At 69.4% G+C, this 15,868-nt stretch carries 20 protein-coding genes; 2 read left to right on the top strand and 18 right to left on the bottom strand.

Annotation, left to right across the window (positions count from 1 at the left end; genetic code table 11):
- Nucleotides 1-113 precede the first annotated feature (113 nt).
- Together MON03_RS15170 and MON03_RS15165 are read left to right on the top strand one after the other, a co-directional pair.
- The gene (locus MON03_RS15170; protein ID WP_242089278.1) at nt 114-587 is read left to right on the top strand and encodes a hypothetical protein; all 474 of its coding nucleotides are present in this window, start codon (nt 114-116) and stop codon (nt 585-587) included.
- Between the two features lie 88 nt (nt 588-675).
- Nucleotides 676-1,017, top strand: coding sequence for a hypothetical protein (locus MON03_RS15165; RefSeq protein ID WP_242089276.1), 342 nt, complete (start codon nt 676-678; stop codon nt 1,015-1,017).
- A 59-nt stretch (nt 1,018-1,076) separates the two neighbouring features.
- On the opposite strand, the gene MON03_RS15160 is transcribed toward MON03_RS15165, so the two are convergent.
- The 18 genes from MON03_RS15160 to MON03_RS15075 all read right to left on the bottom strand — a co-directional run bounded on the left by MON03_RS15160 (nt 1,077) and on the right by MON03_RS15075 (nt 15,868).
- Nucleotides 1,077-1,502, bottom strand: coding sequence for a hypothetical protein (locus tag MON03_RS15160; RefSeq protein ID WP_242089275.1), 426 nt, complete (start codon nt 1,500-1,502; stop codon nt 1,077-1,079).
- A gap of 11 nt (nt 1,503-1,513) precedes the next feature.
- Nucleotides 1,514-2,002, bottom strand: coding sequence for a hypothetical protein (locus MON03_RS15155; protein ID WP_242089273.1), 489 nt, complete (start codon nt 2,000-2,002; stop codon nt 1,514-1,516).
- Nucleotides 2,002-2,397 carry a hypothetical protein gene (locus MON03_RS15150; protein ID WP_242089271.1) on the bottom strand — a complete coding sequence of 132 codons (396 nt, stop codon included), beginning with the start codon at nt 2,395-2,397 and terminating at the stop codon, nt 2,002-2,004. The genes MON03_RS15155 and MON03_RS15150 overlap by 1 nt, the downstream gene beginning before the upstream one ends.
- Nucleotides 2,394-3,218, bottom strand: coding sequence for a hypothetical protein (locus MON03_RS15145; protein WP_242089269.1), 825 nt, complete (start codon nt 3,216-3,218; stop codon nt 2,394-2,396). Before MON03_RS15145 ends, MON03_RS15150 begins: the two co-directional genes overlap by 4 nt.
- 64 nt (nt 3,219-3,282) lie before the next feature.
- Nucleotides 3,283-3,510 carry a hypothetical protein gene (locus MON03_RS15140; RefSeq protein ID WP_242089267.1) on the bottom strand — a complete coding sequence of 76 codons (228 nt, stop codon included), beginning with the start codon at nt 3,508-3,510 and terminating at the stop codon, nt 3,283-3,285.
- An 8-nt stretch (nt 3,511-3,518) separates the two neighbouring features.
- On the bottom strand, nt 3,519-5,570 hold the full coding sequence (locus MON03_RS15135; protein WP_242089265.1) for a hypothetical protein: 2,052 nt from the start codon (nt 5,568-5,570) through the stop codon (nt 3,519-3,521).
- A gap of 2 nt (nt 5,571-5,572) precedes the next feature.
- Nucleotides 5,573-7,027 carry a hypothetical protein gene (locus MON03_RS15130; protein ID WP_242089263.1) on the bottom strand — a complete coding sequence of 485 codons (1,455 nt, stop codon included), beginning with the start codon at nt 7,025-7,027 and terminating at the stop codon, nt 5,573-5,575.
- Nucleotides 7,027-8,010, bottom strand: coding sequence for a hypothetical protein (locus MON03_RS15125; RefSeq protein ID WP_242089260.1), 984 nt, complete (start codon nt 8,008-8,010; stop codon nt 7,027-7,029). Before MON03_RS15125 ends, MON03_RS15130 begins: the two co-directional genes overlap by 1 nt.
- A gap of 13 nt (nt 8,011-8,023) precedes the next feature.
- Complete coding sequence (locus MON03_RS15120; RefSeq protein WP_242089258.1) at nt 8,024-8,914, bottom strand: hypothetical protein; 891 nt, start codon at nt 8,912-8,914, stop codon at nt 8,024-8,026.
- Nucleotides 8,911-11,955, bottom strand: a complete 3,045-nt coding sequence (locus MON03_RS15115; protein ID WP_242089257.1) for a phage tail tape measure protein — start codon at nt 11,953-11,955, stop codon at nt 8,911-8,913. Before MON03_RS15115 ends, MON03_RS15120 begins: the two co-directional genes overlap by 4 nt.
- 31 nt (nt 11,956-11,986) lie before the next feature.
- Complete coding sequence (locus tag MON03_RS15110) at nt 11,987-12,586, bottom strand: hypothetical protein (protein WP_242089256.1); 600 nt, start codon at nt 12,584-12,586, stop codon at nt 11,987-11,989.
- Complete coding sequence (locus tag MON03_RS15105; protein ID WP_242089255.1) at nt 12,499-13,146, bottom strand: hypothetical protein; 648 nt, start codon at nt 13,144-13,146, stop codon at nt 12,499-12,501. Before MON03_RS15105 ends, MON03_RS15110 begins: the two co-directional genes overlap by 88 nt.
- Before the next feature lie 93 nt (nt 13,147-13,239).
- Entirely contained in the window at nt 13,240-13,743 is a 504-nt protein-coding gene (locus tag MON03_RS15100) for a phage tail tube protein (RefSeq protein ID WP_242089254.1), read from the bottom strand.
- The gene (locus MON03_RS15095; RefSeq protein ID WP_242089253.1) at nt 13,740-14,111 is read right to left on the bottom strand and encodes a hypothetical protein; all 372 of its coding nucleotides are present in this window, start codon (nt 14,109-14,111) and stop codon (nt 13,740-13,742) included. The genes MON03_RS15100 and MON03_RS15095 overlap by 4 nt, the downstream gene beginning before the upstream one ends.
- 15 nt (nt 14,112-14,126) lie before the next feature.
- On the bottom strand, nt 14,127-14,567 hold the full coding sequence (locus MON03_RS15090) for a hypothetical protein (RefSeq protein WP_242089252.1): 441 nt from the start codon (nt 14,565-14,567) through the stop codon (nt 14,127-14,129).
- Nucleotides 14,564-14,980, bottom strand: a complete 417-nt coding sequence (locus MON03_RS15085; RefSeq protein WP_242089250.1) for a hypothetical protein — start codon at nt 14,978-14,980, stop codon at nt 14,564-14,566. The genes MON03_RS15090 and MON03_RS15085 overlap by 4 nt, the downstream gene beginning before the upstream one ends.
- Nucleotides 14,973-15,398 (bottom strand): DUF6093 family protein, encoded by a 426-nt coding sequence (locus tag MON03_RS15080; protein ID WP_242089248.1) that lies wholly within the window; start codon nt 15,396-15,398, stop codon nt 14,973-14,975. The genes MON03_RS15085 and MON03_RS15080 overlap by 8 nt, the downstream gene beginning before the upstream one ends.
- Nucleotides 15,395-15,868, bottom strand: coding sequence for a Gp19/Gp15/Gp42 family protein (locus MON03_RS15075; RefSeq protein WP_242089246.1), 474 nt, complete (start codon nt 15,866-15,868; stop codon nt 15,395-15,397). Before MON03_RS15075 ends, MON03_RS15080 begins: the two co-directional genes overlap by 4 nt.

Here is a 15,868-nt window from a genome sequence, read left to right as displayed (position 1 = left end):
TGCGAAGCCCGGGCGCGGGGGCTGTCATGCAGGAGCAACGTGCGACGACGTGGCGCCTGCGCCCCGTGGATGAGGGCTACTCATCCAACGAGCCGCTGGATACGCTCGGCGACGTGAAATCTGCTGCGTTGGCGATCCCGGTGCTCATCTTCGCGCTGGGCGGGTGCGCGGTCGACGGTCAGGTCGGCGCCACGCCCACGCCCACGCCGGAGCCATTCAGTGCCTCCGGGACGATCACCGTCCCGATGGACATCAGCGCGTCCCTCCCGCTGCAGGACGGGAACCCCACGATCGGGAACCCGTGCGTCCCGCAGGCGGGCTACTCCGACATCGAGAGCGGAGCGCAGGTGACCGTCGCGAACGCAGCCGGCGAGACGATCGCGGTTGGACAGCTCAGCCCGAACGGGCTTCAGAACGGGCCCTCTGGAGACGCGTTCTACCAGTCAGTCTGCGAGTTCGCGATCTCCGTCGACGACATCCCGCCGACGTCGAAGTTCTACTCCGTCCACGTCGGCAACACGAACCGCGGCGAGCAGACGTTCACCGCCGCGCAGCTGAAGGACGGGATCGCGCTCACCCTCGGCTGAGCACAGCTCGGAGTGTCGGCGCTCGCGGCTACGGTCTACATCACGGCCCCTGATCGGCAGGGACCACCGAGCGTCCTGAGGAGGACCCATGCTCAGCCAAGTTGCGCAGGACTTCGCCGCGGAGATCGCGGCACACGATTGGTCAGATGCGCCGTTCCGCGCCGATCGAGCAGGCCACAACCGAGCGACCGACGGCGCGAAGCGCAGCGCCAAGCAACTGTCTCCGGAAGAGACCGAGACCGTCGTGGTCAACGTCATGTGGGTCGTAGCTCAGCAGCTCGCGTCCATCGACCCCAACTTCAACGTGCACGAGTTCGCGGCGGCATGCGGCGTCGCACGACGGTATCGAGTGCGCAGTGATGGCTCGCCCAGTGGATCAATGCCGGGCGGTCTCCGCCCGGAGGACTTCCGTGTGAAGCGGAGCGCCTAGGTAGGAACGACGAAAGACCCCCTCGAGACTCCGCAAGGAGCCTCGAGGGGGTCTTTCGTTCATGTGGCCTGCTGCCGCCGCATCCGGTCGAACTCGGCACGAGGGATCGTGCGGTCCATGTCAGGCCAGTCAGGCAGGTCTTCGCGTGCTTGCCCTGCCTCGATCAGCCGGACTCGAAGGTCCGCGGCATGCTCACGCGCACGCTGCTCGTTCTCGACGGCGATCTGCCGATTGGTCTCCGCCCAGTCGGCTCGAGCCTGCTCGACGTCGGCTCGGCGCTGTTGCTCGTCGGCGCGGTCGCGCTCCCGAATGGCCGCGGCGAGTGCCTCGTCGCGCTGCTGCACGATGTCGACTCGACGCTTGCCCTCACGCACGGAGACGCCCTGCCGGACGAGCCGGACGACCGTGACGATCGCCTGCGCGAGCGCGAGCACACCGGCGCCGCCGCCGACGGCCGCGAGGCTGGGGACGATGTCCCAGTTCATGCCGTCCCCCCTCAGTAGTGCTTCCGCGGCACGACGTTCTTCGTGCGCCGGTCGAGGACGTCACGCAGCCACCCCCTCGTCTTCACCCCCGGCTCGGACGTGAAGATCCGCAGCTCCGCGTACCGGCGCACCATGGCGAGCATCGCCACGACGGCCACGCCGAATGCGGCGAATGATGCCGTTCCGGAGAGCGCTCCGGAGGAGAGCACCACGGCGTAGACGAACGCCCCCCAGCCCGACGCGACGTTGCCGATGTACTCGACCGCCCAGACGCGGGACGCTCGGCCTGCAAGGCCGAGCCAGGCGGCGACCATCAGCCACGCGAAGAGGCTGATGATCCACCGCTGGCCGAGGAGGGTGTCGAGGACGTAGTCGGACACGTGCACGAGTGCGAGCGCCCCGGACAGGCCGATCACACCGTAGGCGGCCATGTCGATGATCCAGAGCAGCCGCTCCCACCAGAGGCGCCGCTGGTTGAGCTTCGGGTCGGTGGTGACCATCAGTCCTCCGATCCGGGACTGCCCTGGTCGTTCCGGTAGTCGGTCGTCGACGGCGCGAACAGCGCCGGCTGCAGTTCCTGCGACTTCGCGGCGGCGGCCTCCTTCGCGGCCTTCCGCGGGACCGAGCCGAGCCCGAGGGGTGTGAGCCATCGGTTCACGGTCGGGAGCGCGATGATCGCCGTCAGCGCCGCGTTGATCGCGACGGCCTGCACGGCGACCGCGGTCAGGCCGGTCGCCGAGGGCCACTGGCCCTGCACGATCTGCACGACCTGCGGGATCAGCGGCAGGACCGTCAGCGCGGTCGTGAGGCTCGTGCGGAGCACCCGCTGCCCCTTGTGCCAGATGGCCTCGACGTCGAACTTCTTCGGCGTGGACGCCTCGTGCTCGCCGGTCATGCGCGGTCCTCCGTCGCGAGCGCCTTGGTGACGGCCGCCTCGAACTTCGCGGAGATCGCGACGCCGAGGGAGTCGCGCCGTTCGCGGCAGTCCTGGATGAGGCCGGCGACCTGCTTGGACTCGAGCTCCTGGAAGAGGTTGTCGTCGCCGGGGATCGCGTGCGAGTATGCGATGGCGTTGGTGTCGGACGGCGTGGTGAGGGTGAGCTCACCGATCACGTACCGCTGCTTGGACTTCTTCGACGTGACGTAGAGCATGTCGTTCTCGACCTTCGGTGTTGGGGGCTTCGGGGCCGGTGCAGGTGCCGCCGGCGGGGTGGAGGTGGTCGGCTTCGCCGCGAGTCGCTGGCGAGCGTCGGGGAACGGCAGCTCGCGCTCGGCAGCCGTGCCCATCTCGTGGTGCCACTGCTCGCCGAAGTTGACCCCCGTCCAGATGCCGCCGTGCGCTGCGACGAGCGCGTGGAGCACGGTGAACTCGTCGGGTGAGAGCGCACGATTCGAGCCGTCCGGCATCGTGATGCCGAAGTCGATCGCGTTGCCGTGCTCCACCTCGTCGTGCGGCGACGTGTACGGCCGGGCGACGACGACGCCGAGGATGAACCGGATCGACCAGAGGTAGTCCTGGCGCTTCCGTGTGCGCTTCGCCTCGTTGACCGACAGGGACCCGGACCGGCCGTTCTGCCTCAGGTAGGCGTTGAACAGGATGATGACGGTCAACACCTGCAGCGCGACGCGGGCGTTCGTGACGAACTGCTCGATGCCGCGCCGGTCGCCGTACGACGACGGGCCGACGCTGTAGATGTTGCTGAACTTCCACTGCATGGGCAGCCTCTCCTAGGACAGCGAAGGCCGCCCCGTAGGACGGCCTGGTGGTGGGTTGAGCTCGCTACGCGGGTGCGCCGCCGAGCACGTCTATCGACTGCTCGAGCTGCGCCACCCGGGCCGCGGCCTCGTCGATGCGCGCGGCGATGATGCCGACGGTGACGCGGTCGGCGTCGATCGCTCGCTGCAGGTCGTCGCGCTGTCGGAGCAGGACGCCAACGGTGCTGTCCGGGTACACCTGCAGTGCCGGCTCGACGTCTGGTGCGACTTCGGGGAGCGCTTCCTCGGTCATGGTGACTCCTAGTTGTCTGCGGGGAAGGGCGTGAAGCCGCCCATGTTGATCGCGCCCGAGCCGCCGGACGGTCCGAGGAGCGCGATGTTGCCGCCTGCCTGGACGCGGACGACCCACTGCGTTGCGCCGTTCCGGTCGAGCCACATCTGCCGGGCGACGCCAGGCCGGAAGCCAGCGGGCAGCTGGCCGATGGTCTGACCGACGACGGTCGGCGTGATGAGGCCCTGCAGGACTACCTGACCGTTGAGGCGGCGGTACTGCACTGGGTTCGTGGTGTCGTTGTTGCCGGCGGTGACGTTGAGGTTCTGCCACTGCGTGTCGCCGACGAGCTCCTTGCCGGTGCCGGCGCTGTAGACGCTGCTGACGTACAGGGCCGGGATCCACGCGTTGTCGGCATAGCAGCCGACGGACCCGGCGAACGGCAGCGACCTGGTGCCGATGTAGATGCCGTCGCCGCCGCCCTGCGCGGGCCCGATGTGCACCATGCCGCCCGATGCGCCGTTGGGCAGTCCCTCGATGACGCCGGCCTTCACCGCGGTGGTGCCGTCGGACCCGAAGAACGTGATGACGTTGTCGCCGAGCACGGTCCGCTTGCCGGTCGCCGAGGTCTGCACGATCGTGCCGGTGAGGGTGATGCCGTTCAGGCTGTCGACGTCGATCATCCCGGCGGTGATCTTCTTCGCCTGCACGACGTTCGCGAACAGGAAGTCGATGACCGCCTGCGACATCGTCGCGCCGGACGTGACGAACAGGTTCGACACGTTCGCGGTCTGGAAGTTCGCCGTCGACGCGGCGATCTTCTGCGCGACGAGCGTGGCAATCGCTGCCGAGCCTGCGGTGAGCTTGCCGAGGTCGAGGTTCGCGATGACCTGCGAGGTGATCTGCTGCGGGGTCCAGACAGGGTTCGCGAGCGTCCCGGACTGCAGCCACTGCCCGGCGATGTTCTTCGCAGAGTCCCAGAGGAACCACGTCGACCCGGTCGGCGCGGTTCCGGACGGGCCCGACGTCGACGAGAACAGGATCAGGGGCTTGCTGTCCGCCGTCGCCTGCGCGGCAGACGCGGCGTTCGCGGCCGCGGTGGCGGCCTGCTGCGCCTGCACGGCGGCCGCGGCAGCGTTCGTGGCGTTCTGGTCGGTGACCTGCACCCAGTCCGGGATCGTCGTGTCGTAGACCCAGGGGGTGTTGTCGGTCGTGCGGATCCAGAGGTTCCCCGCGGCCGCGTTCGCGCCGGTCGGCTTGGACACCTGCGAGATGACCTTGCCCTTGCCGTTCGCGATGCCGGCTGCCTGCAGCGCGGCGGTGTTCGCGTTGTCGGCGGCGGTCTTCGCGACACCGGCGGCCGTGTTGGCCTGGTCGGCGATGTCCTTCGCTGCCTGCGCGGCGGCGACCGCGGTCGCGGCGGTCTGCGCCGCGGCGACGGCCTGGGCGTCGGTGATCGGCACCCAGTCCGGGATGGACGAGTCGTACCGGTTCGGCTGGTTCTTCGGAACCCCGTTGCTGTCCGGGCTGATGTTGATCCACAGGTTCTTTGGGTCCGCCCTCGAACCTGTCGGCTTCGAGACCTGGATGAACGTCTGCCCGAGCGACCCTGCAAGCCCGGCGGCCGCTTGTGCGGCGTCGGTGGCGGCCTCGGCTTCGGTCTTCGCAGAGCCGGCGGCGCTGATTGCGGTGTCGACGTCGTCGGAGAGTCCGTCGACACGGGTCCCGAAGGCGGTGTTGATCGCGGCTTGTGCTTCCTCGATCTCCTCCCGGGCGACCGCGAGGTTCGTGTCCGCGAGCTCGAGGCGGGCGTCGAGCTCGTCCATCGTCGCGTCGATCTGGTCCGCGAGGTCCGACACGGCCTCGCCGTGCTCGTCGATGTCGTCCTGCAGCAGCGGGATCGCCGTCGAGGCGTCGTTCGCGTCCGCCAGGGCGTCGGTCACGTTGAGCGGAACCGACTCGACGTCGTCCTCGTCCGTCCCGCCGAACGTCGACGACCCGAGCTGATCGCCCGACACGAGACGTCGGACGATCCGCTCGAGTTCCGCGACCTTCGCGCCGAGCTCCTCGTCGTTCGCCACCGTCAACCTCCGTACTGGAATGAGTCCGATCGGCGCAGCGTCAGGTCGACGAACCGCGGGTCTGTGGCGTCTGGCTGCTCCTCGACGATGCGGTGGAGGAGGTCGATTGGGCCGTGGCCACGGAGTGTCACCTTCACGTGGACGTCGTCTCCGAGGTCCCACGAGGTGCCGGCCGTGCGCTTCACGCGGAGCTTCTGTACCTCGAGCACGCGCTGCCGGACGACGAGCTCGCGGTTGATGATCCGGTCCATCTGCGCGCCCGTCTTCACGGTCTTGTCCGTGACGACTGCCACTCGGCGGATCCGGCCGGTCCGCGTCGACGTGGAACGTCGGACCGAGCCGGACCCCTCGCCGGCGCCGATCCCGACGACCTCGGACGCGTAGTCATCGCCGGGGACGGTCGCCTCGATGACGTCGACGACGTTCCGACCCTGCTCGAAAACCACGTCGTCGCGCTTCCGACCGGCGCGCGGGTAGTAGATGTGGAACGTCGACGTGATCGTGTCGCCCGACATCGCCCACTCGTCGACGTAGTCGAACGGGCCGTCGTCGGCGAGGTCCTGGACCAGTTCGCCGCAGTCGGGCGCCTCCCACCAGAGCAGCTCATACGCGCCGCCGTCTTCGCGGGCACGGTCGTTCGCCTTCACCTTGCGCTCGTACGCGAGCTTCTTCTCGGACGACGCCTGCGCGACAACCTTCTGCTGCGCGTTGACGTCCGCCTGGTGGTCCTTGATGTAGCCGTTCTGCTGCGACTTCAGCGCCGCGATCCGGTTCACCTCGGCCTGCGCTGCGGCGATTCGGGCGGTCGCCTTCGGCTTGACCTTCTTCGCCGCAGACAGCTCCGCGTTCGCCGCGACGCCCTGCTTCACGTAGCCGCTGTAGGTCTTGCGGGAGTCGGCGACGATCGCGGCCAGCCGCTTCCGCTCAGCGACGGCGGCCTTGTAGGTCTTCACGGCGTCGTTGTAGGCGCGCTCGTACTCGAGCGCATCCCGCGAGGAGGCGCTGCCGACCTTCAGCCCGGTGGAGCCGACGATCTGGATGCCGAGGTCGCCGCCGGGCTGTCCCTGCACGTGGTGGAAGATCAGCCGGACGATGTCGGCGGGGTCGACCTGGGCGAGGCGCTGCACGGGCCCGAGGTACGCGGTGCCGAACAGGATCGTCGAGTCGGTCGCGGCCTCGACGATCCACTCGGTCGCGCTGTCGTCGGAGCTGATGACGATGCCGCCCCACGTCACCTGCCCCTCGTCGGTGACGCGGTACACGCGCGTGTTCCACTCCTGGATGAGCGGCAGACCGTCGACGTCGGACGGCCGGGCGGCGATCGAGCCCGTCAGGGTGAACCGCATCGACCCGGCGCCGTTGAGGCCGCGAGTGGGCGCCTCGATGATCTTCAGCGGAGCGTCGTTCGTCAGGGTCGCGCCGGTCAGTGCCCGCTTGAGGAACCACCGGTCACCCATCAGACGATCCGCTCGTAGAACGTCGCCACGAACTTGATCTGCGCGTACTGGTCGTAGGACAGGTCGCCCGCGGCGGCCGAGGCCTTCCGCATGACGTTCGACGGCCGAATGGTGCGCCCGCGGTACGAGCGGACGTCGCCGTAGGTCGACGACAGGTGCACGAACCGGGTGTTCCCGCCGCCGGACGCGTCCGCGTTGTACGCCATCGTGTCGCCCGGGAGGATGATCGTTTGCCCGTCCGACTCACGGAGCTGCAGCGCTGCGTAGCCGTTCGAGTTCGACGCAGCGGAAATCTGCGACACCGTCACCTCGATCTCGACGTGGGTGGCCCAGTCCGGCACGACGAACGACGGCTGGAACGCCGGGAACACCCGGTCCGCGGTCTGCGTCAGCGTGCTGACCGACTGGCCGAGGTCGCGGGCCACGACGCGCGTCTCGCGCGGCCGGGCGATTTGCCGCAGATCGGTCAGCATCGCGCTCGTGATGGTCGCCGTGTTCGCCGGGATGGTGACGAGTGCCAGCGCGAAGCCGACGTCGTTGCCGTGGCCCGGGACGTCCTGCAGGCGAGTGGTGCCCGCGGGGACGTTCTCGATGACCCGCGTGAACAGGAACGGGCCCTCGTCCGGGTCCGCGCCGTTGCCCGCCCACTGCGTCCCACCTACCGCGTTCGGGTCCTCGACACGAACGGCCACGAGGTCCCGGCGCACCCCTGTCGAGTTCGTCGGGTTGATCGTGACCGTGTCGGGGTCGGCGTTCACCCCGACGTACGACTGCTCGTAGCTGTCGGCGCCGCGGTTGAGGATGATCGCGCCGCCGATCGACACGGCGAGCTGCGAGCTCGGAACCGGGGTGGCGACCACCTTCAGGTCGGCGGGCTGCGCGATGCCCTCCGCACCGCCGGACGCGATGAAGGCGAGGGTGCGAGCGGTCTGCTCGCTCGTCTCAGCATTGCCACCGACGAGCCACGGGTTCGACCAGGTCATGTGTTCGTTCCTCTCAGGGGGTGGAGTGCGCGTCGCGCCACTCGATGAACGCCCGGGGACTGCCCGAGAGTGAGACGCCCGTCAGGACGAGCTCGTAGGTGCCGGCCTCGAGGTACGCGGCGTCGAACCGCGACGACGCAGCACCGAGCGGGACGTTGCCGCCGCTGTTGCGCCGGACGACGCCGCGGTTCCACGGCACGGTCGTCAGATCGACCCAGTCGTCGTAGGCGAGGTTCAGCGACGGGAACGACACCTGCCACCGAAACCCGCCCGGCCCGATGACGAGGACCGTCGGCGACTTGATCGGCCCTCTGATGCGGATCGTCGGCCACGTGCGGATCTCGCTGTCGACGACGAACTGCACGGACCGGCTGCCAGAAGCGATCCCGACGCGGAGTGGGACCCGGAGTGGCGTCGTGATGCCGCCGCTGCGGGAAGCGACGAGCCCCACATCGGCGGACCGGGTGGCGCCGTACCAGACCGGGTCCGCCGCTCGCCACTCGGCTCCGACGTCGGCCGAGGCGGGGTAGTCGAAGTAGCGCCGATCCGAGGTGGCGATCCGGCGCGGCCGCCCGAACGACGAACGGCCCCGCGGCGAGACGAGCTCGGCGACGGCGTCCGGGGTCGCCCGGATGCTGTCGCCGCGCCACAGGAGCTTCAGCGTGCCTTCCCGGTCACGCGCGTCATCAGGCGACGACCCGACGACACCGAAGGTGAGCGCGAACGTGGCACCGCCGTGCGTGTCGACGCCGAACAGCGTGCCGTCGACGCCATCGAGGCTCACGTCCTGGTCGGCGATGTCGTAGTCCTGCAGCTCCGGGTCGTCCCGGAGGAAGATGCCGGAGTCGTCCGAGAACTCCACCGGGTCTTCCCCCGGGAACAGCAGGGACCAGTAGCCGGTCATCGGCGCCGCCTCCCTCGCACCTGGGTGCGGTACACGAACATCGTTCGGTCGAGGTCCGCCGACTGACTGCCGGAGGACACGAACGTCGGAGCGAAGACGTCACCACCGCCACCGCCGGCCTGCACGACGATCCGCTGTGCCGGCGGCGGTGCGTACTGGCCGGTGACGACCGCGCCGCCATTCGCGAACCCGGGGACACCAGATGTCGACACGGACCGGACGGCCTCGACGAGTTGCCGCTTCGTCATCTGCCCGGCCGCGTTGCTGCGGATCGCAGCGCGCAGCTCGTACATCGCCGCCTGACCGCCGAGCGCCCGTACCTCCGCCGCGGTGACGATGTGCTCGCCGTTGGACAGTCGTGCAGCGATCGAGTCGCTGGTGCCCGTCCCAGGGCCGTAGACCGCGCCACCGCCAGCGAAGGCGACGTTCCCGCCGGAGGCGTGCGCGACGATCGGCGTCGCCGCTCCGACGGCTGCCGCCTGCTGGATCGCCGCCTTGAGCCGATCGATCGCGTTCTTCGTCGCCTCGACGTTCGCCGCCCCGCTGACGTTGACGTTGATCGTCGAGTTGTAGCCGGTAGGGATCGCGCGGATCTTGCCGTTGAGCCCGTCGACCGGACCGCCGGCGGCCGCCGCGTTGTTCGAGAACAGCGTGGCCCAGTCCTTCGGCGTGCCGATGATCTTGTCGGCGTACGCCTGGGCCGCTGCCCCGGTGATGCCGTACTGGCCGAGCGCCTTCATGAGCTCGTCCCGGCCAGCCTGCAGCGCCGCGGTCGCCTTGTCCTGCGACCCCGTCTGCGTGTAGAGCGCGCTCGCCGCGTTCTCGGCCGACTGTGCGATCCCGTCGAGCGCAGCCTGGTTCTTCCGGCCCTCCTCGGTGTGGATGTCGAGGGAGGTGCCAGCGTCCTTGTACGTCTCCTTGTTGTCCTTGATCGACTGCGTGACGGCGTCGATCGCGGCCTGGAACTGGCGCTCCGCTTCCCGGGCGTCGAGCGTCGGGGACGTGAGCCCCTTCAGCGCGTTCGAGGTGTCCTGGATGGCCTTCGCCGCGTCCTCGGCAGACTTGTCCATCTGCTGCAGGGCGTCGGCGTTCTCCTTCGTCGGGTTCTTCGCCGACTCCGCCGCCGACTTGTAGTCACCGGTGGCGAGCTTCAGGAGGTTCGACTTCGACGCGCTGATCCCGAGGGCTGTCGCCTGATTCGTGAGCTCGGCCTTGTAGTCGGGCATCAGGTCAAGCAGCTGCAGCGTCTCGGCGCGGGTAAGGCGCTGCTGCTCCTTGAGCGACTTGAAGGCACGCGCCGCGGCCGGCGCGTCCGCGGACCCGACCTGCGCGAGCGCACTGCCGAGGTCCGTGACCGCCTTGGACTCCTCCTTGATCCCGAAGGAGGAGAACAGGCCGACCTGCTCGTTCTTGAGCTCGCCGATGACGGCCTTCAGGTTCTGCAGGCGCTTCTCGGTGTCGCCCGCGACGAGCTTCGAGAGGTCCGTCCGCTTGCCCGCCATCGCCAGGAGGTCCACCGCGGACGCCGACGTCGAGATGGCGTTGGTGAGCTTCTCCTGCGAGACGCGTCCGGAGTCGGCTGCGAGGTCGAGGGTGTGCAGCGCCAGCGCGCCCGCGGCGAGTGCCAGGCCGAAGGGCCCGAGCAGGACGTTGGAGACGGCGCCGAAGCCCTTCGCGAGTCCGCTAGCGGCCTTGATCCCGAGGCCTGCGGCGCGGGAGACGCCGGGGATCTGCGACTGGGACAGGGTCTGCAGCGCCACGCCGAACGCGACGATCTTCGGGACCGCGATCAGCGCCGTTCCGCCGGTGAGGGCGACCGCGGCGGTGAGCGCACCTACCCCGAGGACGACGCCCTGAACGGCGCCGGGCGCCCGGTTGTAGCTGTCGATGAGGTCGGTGACGACCTGCACTGCGCCGCGGAGAGGCCCGTTCGCGGCCTCGCCGGTGACGATCGCCGCGGTCTGGAAGGACGCCTTCAGCTTGGTGAGGTCGCCGTTGAGGTTGTTCATCTTGCCGAGCGCCTGCTCGGTCGCGAACCCCTGCTCGTTGACGGCGGCCGTCCACTTGTCGACCGCGGACGCGCCGTCCTTCATCAGGATCGTCGCGGCGGTGATCTGCGCGTTGCCGAAGATCGTGCCGAGCGCCGCGTCGCGCTGCGCGTCGTCGAGGGTGCCGAGGCGGTCGTGGAGCTGCTGCGCGACGCCGTTGAAGCCGATGAACTTGCCCTGCGCGTCGTACACCTCGATGCCGTAGCGCTGCATCGTCTTCGCCGCGAGCTCGGACGGCGCGGTGAGGGACAGCAGCATGCCGCGGAGGCTGGTGCCGGCCTGCTCGCCGAGGATGCCGTTCTGCGCGAGGAGCGCGAGGGAACCGACGGTCTGCTCGAGCGAGACGTTCGACGAGGCGGCGACCGGCCCGATGTACTTCAGGCCCTCGCCGAGGTCGGAGACGCCACCGAGCGCCTTGTCGGCGCCGGCCGCGAGGAGGTCGGCGACGTGGGTGACGTCCTTGCCCTTGAGGTTGAACTGGGTGAGCGTGGACGCGGCGATCGACGTGGCGTCGGCGACGTCAATCTGGCCGGCCGCGGCGAGCTTCAGGGAGCCCGCGAGGGCGCCGCCGTAGATGTCGTTCGCCGAGACGCCGGCCTTGACGAGCTCGATCTCGGCGTCCGCGGCCTGCGTGGCCGAGTAGCCGATGGCGGTGCCGGTCTCGAGCGCGGCCTGCTTGAGCTTCTGCTGCTCCTCCGCGGTCGCGTGCGACAGTGACTTGACCGACGACATCTTCTCGTCGAAGTCGGCGTAGGACTTGACCGCGTAGGCGACGCCGGCGGCGGCGACGGTCCCGATCGCGAGGAGCGGGACCGCCACCTCCTTCGCCTCGTCCTTGACCGAGTGCAGGGCGACGGCGGCCTGCTTCGCGTTGGCCGCGATCGACCGAGACCACTGCTGACCGGCGCGGGTGCCGCGGTCGAGCTCGTTGACGAACCCGTCCATCGTCGCCGCGACGGTGAGCTTCACGCTGCGGTCGGAACCGAACGCCACGGGGCACCTGCTCTCTGCCCCGCTCAGGGCCTCACTCGGGTGGAGGTGAAGTGGGCGTCCTGCGGCGTCGCTTCCGAGCCGAACGCGGCTCGACTCGGACCCGGTGAACGGGGACGATCAGGCCGGCGTGGGGGTCTCGGTCTTCGCCGCGGATGTCGGAGATGTAGTGCTGCTTCACGCGCTCGGCGAGGTCGTACGTCGGCGAGAACACGACGTCACCCTCCGGCGTCGTCTGCGGCGTTCCCGCCAGGAACCGGTAGTGCGAGTCGGGCCGGTCCGGGTCGGCGTCCGGGTCAGTTGCTTCCGAGATCAGGAAGCCGTGGGAGCCCTGCTCGCGCTCGACCTCGTGGAGGGCGTGCAGCCACTCGAGGTCGGTCGGACCGAACTCTGGCTCGAGGGTCGTCGTGGACGACGAGAGCCGTCCGGTCGCCTCGTCGTACTCGTACGACGTGCGCGCGGACGGCTCCCACCCCTGCAGCTTGCGGACGGACCTGCCGGTGTCTCGCGACAGCGTGACCAGCGCCCGCAGCGTGGGGTCCTCGGTCAGTCTTTTTTCAGGCGCCCCAGCCGGTTCGACGCCTGCAGGACGTTGAGGTTGATCTGCAGGTTGATGATGTTCGAGACGTCCCAACCGGACGCGATCTCGAGGATGTAGTCCCAGTCGGCCTCGTCGACGGGCTCGACGCGGTGCGGGATCCCGTTCACCTCGACGTACGACTGCTCGGGGTCACGCTTCGCGCCGTCGAGCAGCGCCTCCTTGACGTCCACCGTGGACCGGCGCGCGGCGGCGAGAGCGACCGCGTGGTGGTTGTAGCCGAGGTCTAGGTCGAACTGCACGTCCAGGCGCGGCGGGAACTTGTCGGCGAGGTCGCTCCACTCGACACCCGACAGCTTCGTCATGTGCAGCTTGTGCAGGTGCTCGCGTTCGCGCTCGGTGAGCTCCTCGAGCTGCTCGCGGTGACGTACCTGCAGCGCGTCCATCTCGTCGCGCAGCTTCTTCAGCTTCGGCGGGACGGTGCGGCCGGCAGCCGGTGCGGCGACGCGGTCGATCTCATCGGAGAGCGTCTGCTCCTCCTGCGCCTGACGCTGCAGGAGCGTATTCCGCTCTCGCGCGAGCTCGACGTCGAGCACGACCTGCACCGTGCCTGTCGGCGGCTTGTAGCCCTCGCGAGCCTTGGCGATGTTGCCCATGGTGTTCCTTCCGGGATGCTCCGGGATGAGTGCGTGGTCAGGTGCGGGCGGCGGCTCCCGGAAAGGACCGCCGCCCGCACGTGGTGGGAGGTGCTACGCGGCGAGCGTGTAGTCCTCGAGCACGTTCCGACGCGGCGCGAGGGCCTGCGTCTTCGTGAACTTGTTGCCGGAGGCCGTGTTGCGGACCTTCGTGCCGGCGATGACGTGGAAGACGTCGAACTTGTCCGTCGCGGTCAGCTCGTCCTCCCACGGCGTCGCGTAGCGCGCGAAGAGGATGTACTCCTCGCCCTCCTGCAGCAGCGGGTCGGCCTCGTCCTCCTCGCCGCCGTAGACGTAGGTCAGCGAGGCCGTGTGCGTGGTGGGGCCGAAGCCGCCGAGCACCTGACGGAGCGCGAAGCGCGGGTCCGTGGTGGTGTCCTGCGACTTGCCGTGGGTCCACCCGTCCGTGGTGAGCGAGTAGGTGATGTCGACCGTCGTCGCGGCCTTCACGTCCGCCAGGGTCGGCGGCCAGGTCGTGATGGCGGACTTCGGAGCGGCGAGGAGAGCGAAGTTCCCGTCGACGTCGACGCTCGGGGGCAGGATGAGATCGCGAGTCACGACGTGACTCCTTCCGTGGTCACGCCGGAGTCACCGGCGAGGGTGTCGGCCACGGCGGGCGCCGAGGACGTGTTGGGGGCCGCGGGCAGCTCGTCCGGCGTCTTCGGGCCGGTGTCCTTGCTGACGGGCGACTTCTTCGCGCGGGAACGACGCGGCTTGGCGTCCTCCGGCTTCGCGTCCACCGGCGAGACTTCGGTCTCGTCGACGGCACGCTTGGCGGCCGCGGTCGGCTTCCCGGACGCGGTCTCCGCGGGCCGGTACACGTCCGGCCAGCGGTCGGCGGTCGCCTTCGCGACGGTCACGAGGCGTTCGTCGCCGTCCTGACCGATCACGACGTCGACCTTCTCGACGAGGGGCTTCTCTCGCATGAGCGGGTCTCCTTCTCAGGTGGTGGATCGGGCGGGGTTCGACTCGAAGCCGTAGACAGCGATCGCGTACCAGACCGAGGGCTGCACGGCGTTGTCCTCGGCGTTGCCCGGACGCTCGAGACGGCTGATGGGCTGTGTGTTTCGGCCGGGCACGACGGGGACGACTCCGCGGCCGCGGGGTCGCAGGCGGGCGTCGATCCACTCGAGGACCTGCACGGCGCCGAGCTCAGTTGTGCCGACTGCGTGGACGATCCACGACGGCCGGCGCGATGCGACCGGGCTCGAGAACCGGTCGGTGGCGGCCGCTTCGTTCGACCCGGTGAGTACGGCGTACGGCGGGGCGAGCGGGGTCCCGTCCGCGGTCTTCGGCGCGGTTCCGACGCCGACCCGGCCCTCGAGCTGCGGGACCTCCTCGATCAGCGCACGGAGCGCGACCGTCTCGTCGTACTCGCTCACAGACCGACCGCCTTCACTGCCCCGTCGATCGCCTCACCGACGCCGTACTCGAGGTCCTCGACGTTCTCCTGCAGAGAGGCGAGGCCGTAGCCGTGGGCCGGCAGTCCAGACGGGTTGTTCGGTGCCCCGTACTCGAGCAGGAGCGCGACACCGCCCTGGTTGCCCGTGCCCTTGGTCGCACCGATTTCGGCCTCCACGCCGCCGGCGAGCTCCTTGGTGTCGTACGTGATCGAGTACGGCACCCGCGGCGCAGACGGGGTCCCCTGCAGCTTCTCGCGCCAGGCTTCCTTCACCTTCGTGACGTTGACCTGCACGGCCTTGCGTACCAGCGGACGCGCCTCGTCGGAGATCCTCGCGAGCTGCGCGATGGCGCGATCGAACTCGGATGTGTCGATGGTGACTGCGTCAGCCACTGCTGGTCACCTCCACGGGGAGTCGTCGCGCGGTCGCGTACGTCTGCTGGTGAGTGCCGGAGACGGTCACCACGACGGGGCTCGCTGTCGGATCGTTCGTGGCGAGGCTGATCGTCGCGACGTGACCGACTCGCACCGATGCGGAGCCAGGAGCGTCGACGGGGATCTTGAGCGTGGCGCCCTGCTGGACGAGCTGTCGGCCGCCGGAGTCGACGCTGCGGGCCTGCGTGTCCGCGGCGCGGTACTCGCACTTGCCGGCGTAGATCGTGGTTCGCGTCTCAGCGGGCAGCGAGGTCGCGGGGTCGGGATCGCCGGAGGTCGTGACCTCGACGATCGTGCAGGAGTCGACCATCTTCGACTCGGCGGCGGCGCGCAGGTCGGGCAGCGCGGCTTGAAGGTCAGCGCCGAGGTCCGTCACGGCCGGTTCTCGTAGATCGGGGTGCCGGCGATGTCAGCACCGCACGAGCAGTAGGTGGCGCCCCAGAGGAGGTTGCACCAGGGCACGTGCACAGACCCGGACCCGGGAGCCGAGTCGAAGGAGTACGCGCCGCCGCTGGCCTTCAAGAGGCCGAGCTGCGCCCACCACTCGTCGAGGATGACGACGCGGCCCTGGCCAGACTGGTACGTCTTCGACGAAGAGCCGTCGTCGACAGACACGGTCACCTGCGTGGCGTCGTCGGGCTTGCGGATGTGCTTGACGACGGCCTGCCGGACGACGTAGTCGACCTTCTTCTCGTCGGGCATCGGCTTCTTGAGCTCGGCGGCGCGATCCTCGATGAGCATCTCGGCGTCGTCGATCCACAGCTGCCACTGCGCCGCGAGGGCAGTGTCGGGGTCGGGGGCGGCCCGACCGAGTTCGATCGCGACCTTCGCGAGTTCGACGGTCAT

Source organism: Curtobacterium sp. DN_7.5 (assembly GCF_022655355.1).
GTDB lineage: Bacteria > Actinomycetota > Actinomycetes > Actinomycetales > Microbacteriaceae > Curtobacterium > Curtobacterium luteum.
The sequence above is the reverse complement of the archived record's forward strand: the minus strand, read 5'-3'. Positions and strand labels throughout refer to the sequence as shown.

Bases quoted from the DNA above. Each gene is read 5' to 3' on its own strand.
- MON03_RS15120 (WP_242089258.1), bottom strand. From the start codon at position 8,914: ATGACCGGCTACTGGTCCCTGCTGTTCCCGGGGGAAGACCCGGTGGAG.
- MON03_RS15140 (WP_242089267.1), bottom strand. From the start codon at position 3,510: ATGACCGAGGAAGCGCTCCCCGAAGTCGCACCAGACGTCGAGCCGGCA.
- MON03_RS15125 (WP_242089260.1), bottom strand. From the start codon at position 8,010: ATGACCTGGTCGAACCCGTGGCTCGTCGGTGGCAATGCTGAGACGAGC.
- MON03_RS15105 (WP_242089255.1), bottom strand. From the start codon at position 13,146: ATGGGCAACATCGCCAAGGCTCGCGAGGGCTACAAGCCGCCGACAGGC.
- MON03_RS15095 (WP_242089253.1), bottom strand. From the start codon at position 14,111: ATGCGAGAGAAGCCCCTCGTCGAGAAGGTCGACGTCGTGATCGGTCAG.
- MON03_RS15155 (WP_242089273.1), bottom strand. From the start codon at position 2,002: ATGGTCACCACCGACCCGAAGCTCAACCAGCGGCGCCTCTGGTGGGAG.
- MON03_RS15150 (WP_242089271.1), bottom strand. From the start codon at position 2,397: ATGACCGGCGAGCACGAGGCGTCCACGCCGAAGAAGTTCGACGTCGAG.
- MON03_RS15130 (WP_242089263.1), bottom strand. From the start codon at position 7,027: ATGGGTGACCGGTGGTTCCTCAAGCGGGCACTGACCGGCGCGACCCTG.
- MON03_RS15165 (WP_242089276.1), top strand. From the start codon at position 676: ATGCTCAGCCAAGTTGCGCAGGACTTCGCCGCGGAGATCGCGGCACAC.
- MON03_RS15160 (WP_242089275.1), bottom strand. From the start codon at position 1,502: ATGAACTGGGACATCGTCCCCAGCCTCGCGGCCGTCGGCGGCGGCGCC.
- MON03_RS15075 (WP_242089246.1), bottom strand. From the start codon at position 15,868: ATGACCGTCGAACTCGCGAAGGTCGCGATCGAACTCGGTCGGGCCGCC.
- MON03_RS15145 (WP_242089269.1), bottom strand. From the start codon at position 3,218: ATGCAGTGGAAGTTCAGCAACATCTACAGCGTCGGCCCGTCGTCGTAC.